The sequence below is a fragment of the Gammaproteobacteria bacterium genome (assembly GCA_016712635.1).
Classification (GTDB): domain Bacteria; phylum Pseudomonadota; class Gammaproteobacteria; order SZUA-140; family SZUA-140; genus JADJWH01.
Genome location: JADJQS010000015.1, coordinates 67342 through 80293, shown reverse-complemented (window position 1 = coordinate 80293; position 12952 = coordinate 67342). Strand labels below are relative to the sequence as shown.

The following is a 12952-nucleotide window of genomic DNA, read 5'->3' as shown; positions in this document are numbered from 1 at the left end:
GAACAGCACGTAGATCAGGTGACGCTGGGCGTCTTCCACCTTGTTTTCGCGCAGGAAGGCCACCGCGGGACGTACGCCCTCCTGGATGAAGCGCGGGAAGATGGTGGCAAAGTCGTCGGCCACCACGCGGTCTTCCGCGGACATCTCCGTCTTCATGTATTCGTCCCAGAGCGTATTGATTTCCCCGATGTTCTTCTCCACCTCTGCGGTGCGCAGGCGGATGGTGTCTTCCGACGGATCGGAGGTCGCGATGAAGAGCGCGATACGGTTCTTCAGTATCTTGCGCTCGATGGCGGACAGCCGGATCACGTTGGCGGCATCCTGTTCGTAGACCTTCTGCAGGCTCGCGTTGGTCTTGTTGAGACCGTACAGACCGAACCCCCCGTTGATCATCAGCAATACGGCGAGCAGCCCGAGCACGAATATCAGGCGCGCCTTGATCGAAATGTTCTTGAACATGTCAGCCCTTCCTTTGTTGTTCTGCCTGGTAGAGGTGTGCGCCGAGTCAACCGGATCGGCGCGATCCGGCTGCGGCATCCACCACCGCCAGTTCGTCGCTGTGAAACAGACGGTCGACGTCGAGCAGGATCACCATCCTGTCGTCGATCGCGGCCATGCCGCTGATGAATTCCGTCTGCGCCGAGGCACCGAAGTCCGGCGCGGGTTTGCGCTCGTTATTGCCCACATTGCATACATCCGAAACCGCATCCACCACCAGCCCTATGGTGCGGTGCTGATCCGCCTGCATCACCCTCAGCACCACGATGACCGTGGTGCGGCTGTTGGCGATGCGCTCGATGCCGAAGCGCGTGCGCAGATCCACGATCGGCACGATCGTGCCGCGCAGGTTGAGCACGCCGTGGATGTAGTCGGGGGTATTCGGGATATGGGTCACCTGAGACCAGCCGCGAATCTCCTGCACCCGCAGGATATCCACCCCGTAGTGCTCCCCCGCCAGGACAAAGGTCAGAAACTGGTCGGTCGCGTCATCCGCCCGCGCCTCGGTTTCCGCCCTTGCCGTTGCTGCATGTCCCGTATTCATTGTTCTCTCTCCCTGCTGTCTCTGTTCATGACGGCTCGTGCACGCTGCCGGATGAGCCGCCTGTTACCCAAGTACCTTCCTGATCGTCGCGATGAGCTGATCCGGGCTGAACGGCTTGACGATCCAGCCGGTGGCGCCGGCAGCCCTGCCCTCCTGCTTCTTGGCGTCGGAGGATTCCGTGGTCAGGACCAGGATCGGCGTAAAGCGGTAGGTCGGGAGAGTGCGCAACTCCCGGACCAGCGTGATGCCGTCCATGTTCGGCATATTGACGTCGGTGACCACCAGGTCGACCTTCTGGGTCCTAGCGGTGGAGAATGCGGCCACCCCGTCCTTAGCCTCGATCACCTCATGCCCAACACCCTTGAGCGTGAACGCCACCATGCGGCGCATGGAGGCTGAATCGTCGACTGCCATAATCGTTGCCATCGTGCTTCCCCGAGGTTTTGATTTACGAGCGCCCTAGCCTGCGGTCACGCCCATCATCTCTTCTTGTAAGTAACGCGGCATGGCGACTGGACGCTCGGCGCGGTTGCCCGCAGCTGCCGCCCTCCCGACCCGATGCATCTTGAAAAAGGCGATGCATTCAAGCAGTCTGCGCGACTGCTCCTCCATCGCGCGGGTGGCGGTGAACGCCTGTCCGACCAGCACCGCGTCCCGTTCGCTCATCACACCCATCTGCAGTACAGCCTGGTTGATCCGCTCGATACCCGCCGATTGTTCCCGGCTCGCGCTGGAGACCTCCACTGTGTCGCCAGAAATCGTTCTTACATTCGCGATAACCCTGTCGAGCATCTCTCCCGATTGATCGACCAATTGCCTGCCGAGCTTGACCCTCCACAGATTGTCATCGATCAACCCCCTGATTTCCCTGGCTGCCGCCGCGCTGCGCTGCGCCAGCTCATGCGCCTCGGTTGCAACGCCGGCGAAATCGTTGTCCTGTTCGCCGGCGCGCGCCGCCTCGACCACGGCCTTGAGCGCAAGGAGGTTGGCCCGCGAGGCGATGTCATCGACGACCCGGAAGATGCCGGTGATCTTGCCGCTGGACCCGTCGACATCGGAAATCGCGACCGCCGTGTCACGGAGAACGTTACCGCCAGCCTCAGCCTCCTCAAGCGCCGCCTTGACCAGGCGGCCCATCTGCTGGGCGTTATCCGCGCTCCGGTGCAGGGCGGATGCGATTGCCTCCGAAGAGGCGGCCGCCTGTTCCAGGCTGGATACCTGATCTGCACGGTGCCGGGAAACATCCTCGATCCCGCGCGCGATCTGCCTGGATCCTATGGAGATGTTGGCGGCCCCGTCGATCATCCCGGTGACGACGTCCTTCAGCGTGTCCGTCAGTTCGTCGATCATCGCCGTCAGCTCGCCGAACTCGCTGCTGTCCCTGATCTCCGTCCGATGGGTGAGATCGCCCCGGACCAGGCGGATGATGGATTCCCGCATGATCCGCATCGGTCGCGTAATCCGGCGCGCGAGCATCAACGCCGAGGTCACGCCGACGAGCACGATCAGTCCTGCCATGGCCAGCATGGTGAGGACAAGCCCGTGTATGGCCTGTGAGTTCGCGGCGGAAAGTTCCGCGTACACCCGGTCGAGATTCACAACGCTCGCGTCCACGGCCTTGATCACCGGATCGCAGATTCGATCATGCTCCGCCATCGCCATGTTCCCCTGGACCCAGTCGCGGGAATACGCCTCGAACATGCGGCCCCCTGACTGGTGCATCCGGTGCAGGCCGCTCTCGAGGACGGCGATATCGCCCAGGGCTCCGCTGTCGACCCGCTGATCCTGTAAAACCATGCGTTTGAGCGCACCCAGCGCCTGCTCGTAATGCGGTGTTGCCTTGCGGTCGACGATGCCGCGATCCCGGGTCAGCGAGGCAGCGGCGAAAGAAAGCCTGAGGTTGGACACCGAGAGCCGCAGCAGCCTCGCCTCTGTCGTCAAGACGCGTATCTCATCGAGGCGGGCCTTCCTCTCGTCGATGTCGCTCAGCCTGCCGTGCACATAGATCGACAGGCCTGCCGCCAGGACGATCAGCACCGCGAAGGCCTCCATGACCCTGACCGTGACGGTGCGTTTGCGCAAAAACTCCATGATCTCCTCCTTAGCACTCCGTCATGAGACGGATATCCGCCCTGAGTATCCCTGTGAATCCCTTAAGCAAGCGGTCCGGTAGATCCGTCACACGGCATCCCCGGCGCCTCCCTCCATCTAAATGCCATCGATGCTCGATGCGATCAGTCTGTCGATATCGAGCAGCATGATCATCTTGTCATCCACCCCGGCCAGGCCGTTCACACACGTCCCGTCGATCTGTTCACCCATCTCCGGCGGTGGCATGATCGCCTCGGCCGGGAAGGTGTAAACCTCGGATACCGCATCGACGACGATGCCAACGGTCTTCTCTGCCATGGCGCACTGCACCCGCAGCACGATCACCACGGTGGAGGCATTAAATGGCCGCTGTTCGAGATTGAATCGTGTGCGCAGGTCGATCACCGGGACAATCAACCCGCGAAGATTCATCACGCCCAGAATATAGGCCGGGGTGTGCGGCACGTGAGTGGCGCCCTCCCAGCCCTTGATCTCCTGCACGCGCAGGATGTCGATCCCGTACTCTTCTCCCGCGCAGAGGAAGGTGAGGTACTGCGAGCCCGTCACCATCTCATCCGCGGCGAACTCGCCGGCAGGCCCGACCACGGGCTTCGTGATCTCTTTCACCGCCGTGTTCATCTGCATCGTGAGTACTCCGTACCACCCGCCACATCGGTCATGTCCCGCCCCCTCCCCGCGTCACGCTGCATTCCGCACAGCGGCCTGTCGGTCGTCGCGCAGCTGCCTTTCACGGGATTCAAACAGCGCGATCAGGCCGGGAACGTCGAGGATCAATGCCACCCGGCCGTCTCCCAGCATGGTCGCCCCCGAGATGCCGGTCAGCTGGCGGAAATTGGTTTCCAGACTCTTGATCACCACCTGCTGCTGCGCCTGCAGTTCGTCCACGAAGATGCCCATGCGCTGGCCGTCGGATTCGACGATGGTCAGCAGGCCGTCGTCGAGATCGGTGGTATCCGACTGCACCTCGAACAACTGATACAGGCGTATGATCGGGATACACTCCTCGCGCAGGCGCAACAGCTCGGCGCGGCCGCCGGCCACAGAGTTGATCTGCTCGCGCCGTACCTGGATCGTCTCGACGATCGACACCAGCGGGATGACATACACCTCGCGGCCGACGCGCACGAGCTGGCCGTCGAGGATCGCAAGCGTGAGCGGGAGGCGGATGCGCACCGTGCTGCCGTGATCCGTATTGGAGAAGATCTGTACGTTGCCGCCCAGCTCCATGATGTTGCGTCGCACGACGTCCATGCCGACACCGCGGCCGGATACGTCGGTGACCTTTTCCGCGGTGGAAAAGCCGGGCTGGAAGATCAGGTTGTAGATGCGGTCGTCGGAAAGCTCCTCCTCCGGGCCGATCAGGCCGCGCTCGCGCGCCTTGGCCAGGATGCGTTCGCGGTTCAGGCCGGCGCCGTCGTCGATCACCTCGACCATGATGTTGCCGCCCTTGTGATAGGCATTCAGATGGATGGTGCCGGCCTCTGGCTTGCCCGCCGCACGGCGTTTCTCTGCGGACTCGATGCCGTGGTCGATGCTGTTGCGCACCAGGTGAACGAGCGGGTCGCCGATCTTTTCCAGCACCGTCTTGTCCAGCTCGGTGTGCTCTCCGGTCATCTTCAGTTCGATGCGCTTGCCGAGCTTCTGGCTGAGGTCGCGCACCATGCGCGGAAGACGGTTGAACACGAAGCTGATCGGCAGCATGCGCACGCGCATAACGCTTTCCTGCAGGGCCCGCATCTGGCGCTCGAGGTGTCCGAGACCGTTGCGCAGCTGTTCCGACTGCGGTCCGTCCATGTTTACCATCAGCTGGCTCAGTACGGACTGGGTGATCACGAGCTCTCCCACCGTGTTGATCAGCTCGTCGATCTTCTCGATGCTGACGCGGATCGAGGTCGACTCGCTTGCCGCGGCCTTGGGCGCCTCGGCCTGGGAGACGCGCGCCTCCGGAGCCTTGCCGGGCGCGGGAGCCGCGGCCTGCGCCACGGCAGGTTCCGGCGCGGATGCGGTTTCGAGCGCCGCCGTTGGCAGCGTTGCGGGCGCGGTGATCTTGATGTCAGCGTCGTCGCCGATCCAGTCGAATACCTGATCGAGGGCCTCTTTCTCCTTCGGGCCGGCAAGTTCGATATGCCAGTTCAAATAACAGCGGTGCGGATCGAGTTGCGCCAGCGGGGGCAGACTGCCCGCGTCCACCCGCACGCTTATGTCCCCGATGCGGGAGAGCTCGCGGAAGATGCGCAAGGGATCGTTGCCGCGCGCGAGCAGGTTTTCTCCCGGGCGGAAATCGATCTGCCAGCGGTCTGCCGCCGTGTGTTGAACGGATTGCTGCGGTTCGGGTTCCTGTTTGGGTGCGGCTTGCGCAGCGGCAGACACGGGTACGGGTGCTTCTCCGCTGGCGCGCGCGATGACCGCCTTGACGCTGTCCTGCAGTTCCGCTACCGCCTTCTCGTCGAGCGGGCGCTTGTGCTGTTCCGCCGACAACATCTCGCGCATCACGTCCACCGACCGCAGCAACAGGTCCATTTCAGCCGGAGTGATGCCGATCCGACCGGTGCGTACCAGATCGAGCAGCGTCTCGATGGTATGAGTGAAAGTGGCGATGCCGGTAAACCCGAAGGTGGCACTGCCGCCCTTGATCGAGTGCGCCACGCGGAAAATCGTATCGATCTGTTCCTTATCCACCGTTCCGTCGGTGATCTGGAGCAGCGTCTGCTCCATGGTGTCGAGCGCCTCCGCGCTCTCCTGGAAAAACATCTCATGAAACTGCGCAAGATCGATTGTCATGACGCTCCCTCGACATCGAATACCGCACCCGGACTCTCCATCAGCGCGCCCAGCCCGAGGAGGCGTATCGCCTCATCGAGTGCGGCCGGGCGCTGCTTCCATGCGAAAGCGACACCTTGGACCAGGCAATCGATGGCGAACGCCACCAGCAGTTGCGCCCCGGCCGCGTCGATGCGTTCGACCCGGGTGGCGTCGATGATGATGGGCTTGTTTGCGGCGAGATGCGCGATGAGATCGTTGCGCAGCTGTGCTACATCCTCGATCGTGCAGGAAGCCCCCAGCACAACCTTGCTGGGGGCATGTATATCGTCAGCGTGTTGCGCCTCTGCAGGCTTGGCTCCGGAATCCATTTCGCATGCCTTTCACTTATATCCTCTGGATAGGCCGTTGCACCGAGAAACGGGCCTTATCGATCCGCTGCTGCGCTCATTTTTCGTGACAATTGCCCGCCGCCCGTTTCCCGTCTGATTACCCAATCTCTGGCTTGTATCGGCGTTGCATGATTTAGCTTTAAAGTCAACTATCGGACCCGCCTCCCTCTGTGACACTGTCCGCGCTTATGCTCGAATAAGACAGGATCTGATCCTTGCACGGCCCATGGATGATTGCGGACCGGCTGGCGGCGGCCCGTCGGGATGAGGCGGGCCAGAGGGAATTAGGCTGCGATACAGGAGGCCGGCGGAATGCCCACGCACTGCAAGTCAGTGCCGGGCTGTGCTGCGGCTTAAGCGGTCCGGAGGCGTCGGTTTACCGGCCCCGTCGTCATTTCGCTCGATCTTCGCTCAGATATTGAGATGAGAGAGCAGGGCGTCGATGTCATCCTGCCCGTTGACGGCGCCGGCGTCGCTGACGTGCGGGACTACCGGCCCATGACCCTGCGTATTGCCGCTTGCCGCCGGGTGAACGGTGACATCCGGGGAATGCGCCGGCTGGCAGCGCGACAGCCGGACGAGAGACACCAGGGCGCCTTCAAGCTCGACGATCAGCTTCATTACACCGCGGATGATCTGCCCGGAGAGATCCTGATATCCCTGGGCCAGCATCACTTCCTTCAAATTGTGCTGCACATGCTCAGCGTCCGTGCGCGCGTGTTCGAGAAAGGCATCCATTGACTGCATCAGCCCGGGGTGTTCCTGCAATACCGCACGGGCGCCCGCCGCGCGGAAGTCCTGCCACATGGGTGTCAGCTGCGCCACCGAGCGGCTGGTGCGCTCCGCCGGGGCGTGGGCCTGTTCGACCAGGTCCATGGTGTGATGAGCGGCCTCGTCGGTCAGTTTGAGCACGTGTTCGAGCCGCAGGCGTGCGTCCGGCACCTCCTTCTCCGCCAGACTGCTCATGCGCGTGTCAGCGCAGAAGCGCGCCAGGGCGGATTCGATATCATGCGTCACTGCGCCGAGCTTCGCGAGCACGCTGCCTTCGCGCAGGCGCGCCATCTCGTCGAGTGTGTGATGGAAGGCGGCCGCGTCACGCCGTTCAAACGCGCCTGCAAGGGCGCTCATCAGCAAGGCGTATTGCAGCTGGATGTCGTCGCTCGCGGCGGACACGGAATCCTCAGGCCGCTGCCAGGGTGGCGAAGATCTTGTCGAGCTTTTCCTTCAGGGTGGCGGCGGTGAAGGGTTTGATGACATACCCGTTGACACCTGCCTGTGCCGCTTCGATGATCTGCTCGCGCTTGGCCTCCGCGGTCAGCATAAGCACCGGCAGCCTGGCGAGACGCGCGTCGGCGCGCACAGCTTTGAGCAATTCAATCCCGGGCATGCCAGGCATGTTCCAGTCGGTGATGAGGAAATCGAAGTTCCCCGCCTGCAGCATGGGCAGCGCGGTCTTGCCGTCGTCGGCCTCGGTGACGTTGGTGTAGCCCAGATCGTGCAAGAGATTCTTGACGATGCGCCGCATGGTGGAAAAGTCGTCCACAATGAGAAATTTCAGATCCTTGTGCATCCCGGCCCTCCTTCCCTATGTATTCAGCGCCGCTGCTGCTGGCGGCAGCGTACACACGGCCGCAGCATGCGCTGGCCGCGATTACGTGATCGGCGATGGCGGGGTGAAACTTGAGACCGGCACGACCGGTGAGAATCAGGCAGCCTTCTCGCAGCGGTTCCGTCCGCCCGATTTCGCCTGATAGAGCATGCGGTCGGCCCGATCGATCAGATCCCCGGGCCGGTCATCGCCTGCGGACTGCGCGACACCGATGGATATCGTGACCGTCGAATAGGCCTTGCCCGAATTCATATCCTTCAGCCGCCCACTGCAAATCGCCTGACGGATCTTCTCGGCAACGGCGTAGGCCCCGTTGATGTCGGTGTCGGGGAGCAGCACGGCAAATTCCTCTCCGCCGAAGCGGGCGACGAAATCACTGCCTTTCAGGCAGCGCTTCAGCGTAACGGCGACATAGCGCAACACCTTGTCGCCGACCAGGTGGCCGTAGGAATCATTGATCTTTTTGAAAAAATCGATATCGGCCAGCAGCAGGCACAGCGAGGATCGCCCCTGCTGCGCCGAACCGAGCGCCTGCTCCAGGTGGATGTCGAAGGCGCCCCGGTTGGAGATTCCGGTCAGCGAATCCGTCAGTGATGCCTGCTTCACTTGCATCAATTCGCTCCTCAGGGACTCCAGTTCGCCTGAGATCTGGCTGATCTGGGCCTCGAACTGCCGATGTGACTGTTCCGCCGCCCGTGTATCGTCGATTACGCGCTTGACCTCGATCTGCATGTCGCGCAGCGACGTTGACGCGCCCAGCACGGTCAGAAACTGACCCAGACGCGCCGAGTAGCCCTGGAGCGTGCCGCCGGATCTATCCATGTCCTGCTGCATGTTGGTGATGAGCAGCTTGAGTTCCTGGCGGATGTTGTCCAGCGTCTCATCATCCTGGATATAGGATCGCCGGTAGGTCTCCCACAGATGTTCCGCCAGCGGTTTATCCGGAAGCAGCACCGCCTCATCGAGCGCCTGTTTCAGTACGTCGCTGTTGCCGGCGGCGCCGTCATAGGCCATCCGGTAATTCAGCGGCGATACCGGCAGCTTGTGTTTGGACAGGATCAGCAGGGCGAGGCGGAGATATTCTGCGGCCTGATCATGGCCGTCGCTGTATGGATTTTCCATGCGGAGTTCCCAGGCGATTATTCTTCATTCTTATTGGTTGTCACCACGTGACCAAGATGCCGGTCAGCTCGCCTAGTCATCGGCGGGAATTAACAAAAACATTAGCAAAGACCGGGTTATCGATTCATCCCCGATTCCTGCGGTCCCGGCTAACGCATCGGCTGCCTTCCCTGTCGCCGTGCGCCATCCTCCCGGACAGGGCGCTGGCCTCCGGCATGGAGCGCGGAAGCACGGCCGTCGACTGGCATCGCGTTACGGCTATTTTCCGATGCAGAAGCTGGCAAATATCCGTCCGAGCAGGTCGTCGCTCGTGACCTCGCCGGTGATCTCGCCCAGGGCCTGCTGGGCCTGGCGCAGTTCCTCCGCGGCGAGCTCCCCCGCGCGCGCCTCTTCGAGCTGGCGCAGCGCCTCGGACAGATTGTGGCCGGCGCGCGCCAGCGCGTCGAGGTGTCGCCGCCGCGCGCTGAAGACACCCTCTCCGGCGGGTTGATAGCCCATGCAGGTCTTGAGATGGGCGCGCAGCTGCTCGATGCCCGCCCCGGTCGTTGCGGAGAGCCAGACCTCCGCCCTGCCATCGCCGTGCTCCTTCAGCGCGGGCGGCGGTCCGCCCAGGTCGATCTTGTTGTGGACCAGAGTGAGCCGCGCCTGGAGTTCGGGCCGGTCGTTCAGCAGTGCGGCGTCCTCCTCCGCGCGGGATTGTGTGCTGTCAGTCACCAACAGGATGCGGTCGGCCGACTCGATCTCGGACCAGGCGCGGCCGATGCCGATCCGCTCGACCGGATCGGCGCTGTCGCGCAGGCCTGCGGTGTCGATCACGTGCAGCGGAAGGCCGTCAATGGCGATGTATTCGCGCAGCACATCGCGCGTCGTGCCCGGGATCTCGGAGACGATCGCGGTCTCGCGCTGCGCGAGCCGATTGAGCAGGCTCGACTTGCCGGCGTTGGGCCGGCCGGCAATCACCACGCGGATGCCTTCGCGCAGCAGACACCCTTGCTGCGCCGCATCCATGACCGCACCCAGTCCGGCCTTCAGGTCAATGAATCGCCGGCGCAGATCCGCGTCGGCGAGGAAGTCGATCTCCTCCTCGGGAAAATCAATCGCCGCCTCGATGTACACCCGCAGCTCGGCCAGGGCCTCGGCGAGCGAGTGAACACGGCGGGAGAAATCTCCGGCGAGCGAGCGCAGCGCTGCGCGCGCCGCCTGTTCCGAGGCGCTGTCGATGAGGTCGGCGATGGCCTCGGCCTGCGCTAGGTCGATCTTGTCATTCAGAAACGCGCGCTCGGAAAACTCGCCGGGTCGGGCATGGCGCGCACCGAGCGCAAGCAGTCGCTGCAGCAGGCGGTCGAGCACCACGGGGCCGCCGTGCCCGTGCAGCTCCAGCACGTCCTCGCCGGTGAAGGAATGCGGGCGCGGAAAGTACAGGGCGAGACCGGTGTCGAGTGCCGAGCCGTCCTCCGCGCGGAAGGTGCGGTATTCGGCACGGCGCGGTTCCGGCACCCGTCCGAGGACGGCGACGGCGATACCGGCGGCATCCGGCCCGGACACGCGCACCACCCCGACGCCGCCCCGCCCCGCCGGGGTGGCGATCGCCGCGATGGTGTCGACATGACTGTTCATAGAAAAACGGTCCGCGCGCAGCGCGGGGGCGGATTGCCCGGACTCAGGCCTTGGCCGCCTTGCCCGCCTTCTCGATCCGGTGGGTAATGTACCACTGCTGCAGTATGGAGAGCACGCTGTTCGCCACCCAGTAGACGACGAGGCCTGCGGGGAAGAAGGCGAAGAACAGCGTGAAGATGAACGGCAGCGCCATCAGCACCTTGGCCTGTATGGGATCCGGCGGCGGCGGATTGAGCTTCTGCTGGATGAACATGGTGATGCCCATCAGCAGGGGCAGGATGTAATAGGGGTCCTTGGTCGAGAGGTCGTGGATCCACAGCACGAACGGGGCCTGGCGCAGCTCGACGCTCTCGAGCAGCACCCAGTACAGTGCGATGAACACCGGGATCTGGACCAGCATCGGCAGACAGCCGCCAAGGGGATTGATCTTCTCCTTCTTATAGAGATCCATCATGGCCTGGCTCATGCGCTGGCGGTCGTCGCCGTAACGCTCGCGCAGCTGCATCAGCTTGGGTTGCAGCACGCGCATGTTCGCCATCGAGCGATAGCTGGTCTCCGACAGCTTGTAGAACACCAGCTTGACCATCAGCGTCAGCAGGATGATGGACCATCCCCAGTTGCCGACGACGCCGTGGATGTATTTCAGGAGCCAGAACAGGGGCTGGGCGAGGATGGTGAGCACGCCATAATCGACCGTGAGACGCAGTCCTTCGGCGGCCTTCTCCATGCGCGCCTGGTCCTTCGGCCCTACGTAGAGCCGGCTCGAGAACTCGCCGGTCTCCCCCGGCGCGACCGTCATGGGCTGGGATAACAGCCCCAGCACATAGGGCTGGCCCTTGGGTGCCTTGCTGTAAAACTGGTTGGTCTCCTGCGCCTCCGGTAGCCAGGCGCCGAGGAAGTAATGCTGGATCATCGCCGCCCAACCGCCGGTGATGCTGCGGCCTAGATCCCGCTTGTCCATATCGTCAAATTTGATCTTTTCGTATTTCTCTTCCTGGCTGTAGATCACGCCGCCGGTATAGGTATATATAAAGAATGACGTTTCGTCTTCGCCCGGCAGGCTGCGCTGGAACTGGCGGTACTGGTAGCCCGTCCACGGCGCCGCCGTGCTGTTCTCGACGCGGTGCTCGATCCCGATCTGGTAACTGTCGCGATGAAAGACATAGGTCTTCGTCACGCTGATCCCGTCCGCCCCGGTCCAGCGCAGCGGAACGCGCAGTTCGTCGCCCTGCAGGCGGTACTCCGCCGCCTCAGCAGTGTAGACGGCGTAGTGATCAGGCGCGGGCTGTTGCGAGATCAGACCGCTCTGCGCGATGAATACGCGCGTGCCCTCGTCCCGCATCAGGCGGAAGGGCTCATCCCGCTTCTCCGTGGATACCGGGTAGCCCAGCAGGGCGACCTCGCGCAGGTCGCCGCCCGTCGTATCCAGTTCAACCTCGAGCAGGTCCGTGACGACGCGAATCCGCTGCGCGCTCTGGAAACCGCGTGGCGCGGGCGGCACGGAGACCGGCGCCCCGGCCTCCGGCACGGTTGCCTGCGCCGCGGGTGCAGCGGGAATGTCGGCGGCGGGGACCGGTGTCGTCAGGGCCGTGGATTCGGCGCTGTCCGTGGCGTAATCCTCCTGCCATGCCTGCCAGATCAGCAGCAGCACGAAGGACAGCGCGAAAAACAGGATGATCTTCTGGTTGTCCATCGATGTCAGTGCTTATCGTTGCGGGACGCGTTCCGGCACCGGGTCGACACCGCCGGCGTGCCAGGGATGACAGCGCAGCACGCGGCGCAGCGCGATCCCGCCGCCGCGCAGGACTCCGAAGCGCGTGATGGCGATCTCGGCGTAACGCGAACAGCTGGGTTCGAAGCGGCAGTGCGCGCCGAGATACGGGCTGATCCCGTAACGGTACGCCCGGATTAATACAGTCAGCAGCCTGCGCATTGTTCAATCTCCGCGAATTGCGCACTTACCACCGCGCGCAGCTCTTCCCTGTCCTGACCGGCGAGGCCCTGGCGGCCAAGAAATACGATGTCCACGCCTCCCAGATCATGCGTGCGCAGTCGGAAACATTCACGGATGATCCGTTTGGCGCGGTTCCGCGCCACCGCGCTCGGCAGGCACTTGCGCGAGATCGCAATGCCAAGACGGGGATGACCGAGCGCGTTGGGGCAGATATATACAGTGAAACCCCGCGCCGGGCGTTTGCGCGCGCGTTGGAATACATGCCGGTAATCGCTCGGTTTCAGCAGCCGGTGCGATTTACTGAAACGAAAGCGAACCGGGTCCAATCCGTTCAGACACTAGGA

General features: G+C 63.2%; 13 protein-coding genes. All 13 read right to left on the bottom strand.

All coding sequences use genetic code 11. From position 1 onward, the window contains the following. Positions 1 to 505: 505 nt before the first annotated feature. Positions 506 to 1042: a chemotaxis protein CheW gene (locus IPK65_13330; GenBank protein ID MBK8164066.1), complete on the bottom strand. Its 537-nt coding sequence runs from the start codon at positions 1040 to 1042 to the stop codon at positions 506 to 508. A gap of 63 nt (positions 1043 to 1105) precedes the next feature. Continuing rightward, positions 1106 to 1468, bottom strand: coding sequence for a response regulator (locus tag IPK65_13325; protein ID MBK8164065.1), 363 nt, complete (start codon positions 1466 to 1468; stop codon positions 1106 to 1108). Positions 1469 to 1501: 33 nt separating this feature from the next. After that, positions 1502 to 3133: a HAMP domain-containing protein gene (locus IPK65_13320; protein ID MBK8164064.1), complete on the bottom strand. Its 1632-nt coding sequence runs from the start codon at positions 3131 to 3133 to the stop codon at positions 1502 to 1504. Positions 3134 to 3250: 117 nt separating this feature from the next. After that, the gene (locus tag IPK65_13315; protein MBK8164063.1) at positions 3251 to 3703 is read right to left on the bottom strand and encodes a purine-binding chemotaxis protein CheW; all 453 of its coding nucleotides are present in this window, start codon (positions 3701 to 3703) and stop codon (positions 3251 to 3253) included. Positions 3704 to 3832: 129 nt separating this feature from the next. Next, positions 3833 to 5935 (bottom strand): chemotaxis protein CheA, encoded by a 2103-nt coding sequence (locus tag IPK65_13310; GenBank protein MBK8164062.1) that lies wholly within the window; start codon positions 5933 to 5935, stop codon positions 3833 to 3835. Beyond that, positions 5932 to 6219, bottom strand: coding sequence for an STAS domain-containing protein (locus IPK65_13305; protein MBK8164061.1), 288 nt, complete (start codon positions 6217 to 6219; stop codon positions 5932 to 5934). Before IPK65_13305 ends, IPK65_13310 begins: the two co-directional genes overlap by 4 nt. A gap of 498 nt (positions 6220 to 6717) precedes the next feature. Next, positions 6718 to 7479 carry a protein phosphatase CheZ gene (locus IPK65_13300; GenBank protein ID MBK8164060.1) on the bottom strand — a complete coding sequence of 254 codons (762 nt, stop codon included), beginning with the start codon at positions 7477 to 7479 and terminating at the stop codon, positions 6718 to 6720. A gap of 7 nt (positions 7480 to 7486) precedes the next feature. Next, entirely contained in the window at positions 7487 to 7876 is a 390-nt protein-coding gene (cheY, locus tag IPK65_13295; GenBank protein MBK8164059.1) for a chemotaxis response regulator CheY, read from the bottom strand. 135 nt (positions 7877 to 8011) lie between these two features. Continuing rightward, positions 8012 to 9037, bottom strand: coding sequence for a GGDEF domain-containing protein (locus tag IPK65_13290; GenBank protein MBK8164058.1), 1026 nt, complete (start codon positions 9035 to 9037; stop codon positions 8012 to 8014). A 258-nt stretch (positions 9038 to 9295) separates the two neighbouring features. Beyond that, positions 9296 to 10654, bottom strand: coding sequence for a tRNA uridine-5-carboxymethylaminomethyl(34) synthesis GTPase MnmE (mnmE, locus tag IPK65_13285; GenBank protein MBK8164057.1), 1359 nt, complete (start codon positions 10652 to 10654; stop codon positions 9296 to 9298). 43 nt (positions 10655 to 10697) lie between these two features. Beyond that, entirely contained in the window at positions 10698 to 12347 is a 1650-nt protein-coding gene (gene yidC, locus IPK65_13280) for a membrane protein insertase YidC (GenBank protein ID MBK8164056.1), read from the bottom strand. A 12-nt stretch (positions 12348 to 12359) separates the two neighbouring features. Next, the gene (yidD, locus tag IPK65_13275; GenBank protein ID MBK8164055.1) at positions 12360 to 12587 is read right to left on the bottom strand and encodes a membrane protein insertion efficiency factor YidD; all 228 of its coding nucleotides are present in this window, start codon (positions 12585 to 12587) and stop codon (positions 12360 to 12362) included. Next, entirely contained in the window at positions 12572 to 12934 is a 363-nt protein-coding gene (gene rnpA, locus IPK65_13270; protein ID MBK8164054.1) for a ribonuclease P protein component, read from the bottom strand. Before rnpA ends, yidD begins: the two co-directional genes overlap by 16 nt. Positions 12935 to 12952 lie beyond the last annotated feature (18 nt).

Bases quoted from the DNA above. Each gene is read 5' to 3' on its own strand.
- IPK65_13310 (MBK8164062.1), bottom strand. From the start codon at position 5,935: ATGACAATCGATCTTGCGCAGTTTCATGAGATGTTTTTCCAGGAGAGC.
- yidD (MBK8164055.1), bottom strand. From the start codon at position 12,587: ATGCGCAGGCTGCTGACTGTATTAATCCGGGCGTACCGTTACGGGATC.
- IPK65_13290 (MBK8164058.1), bottom strand. From the start codon at position 9,037: ATGGAAAATCCATACAGCGACGGCCATGATCAGGCCGCAGAATATCTC.
- yidC (MBK8164056.1), bottom strand. From the start codon at position 12,347: ATGGACAACCAGAAGATCATCCTGTTTTTCGCGCTGTCCTTCGTGCTG.
- IPK65_13315 (MBK8164063.1), bottom strand. From the start codon at position 3,703: ATGGTGACGGGCTCGCAGTACCTCACCTTCCTCTGCGCGGGAGAAGAG.
- cheY (MBK8164059.1), bottom strand. From the start codon at position 7,876: ATGCACAAGGATCTGAAATTTCTCATTGTGGACGACTTTTCCACCATG.
- IPK65_13320 (MBK8164064.1), bottom strand. From the start codon at position 3,133: ATGGAGTTTTTGCGCAAACGCACCGTCACGGTCAGGGTCATGGAGGCC.
- IPK65_13330 (MBK8164066.1), bottom strand. From the start codon at position 1,042: ATGAATACGGGACATGCAGCAACGGCAAGGGCGGAAACCGAGGCGCGG.
- IPK65_13325 (MBK8164065.1), bottom strand. From the start codon at position 1,468: ATGGCAACGATTATGGCAGTCGACGATTCAGCCTCCATGCGCCGCATG.
- mnmE (MBK8164057.1), bottom strand. From the start codon at position 10,654: ATGAACAGTCATGTCGACACCATCGCGGCGATCGCCACCCCGGCGGGG.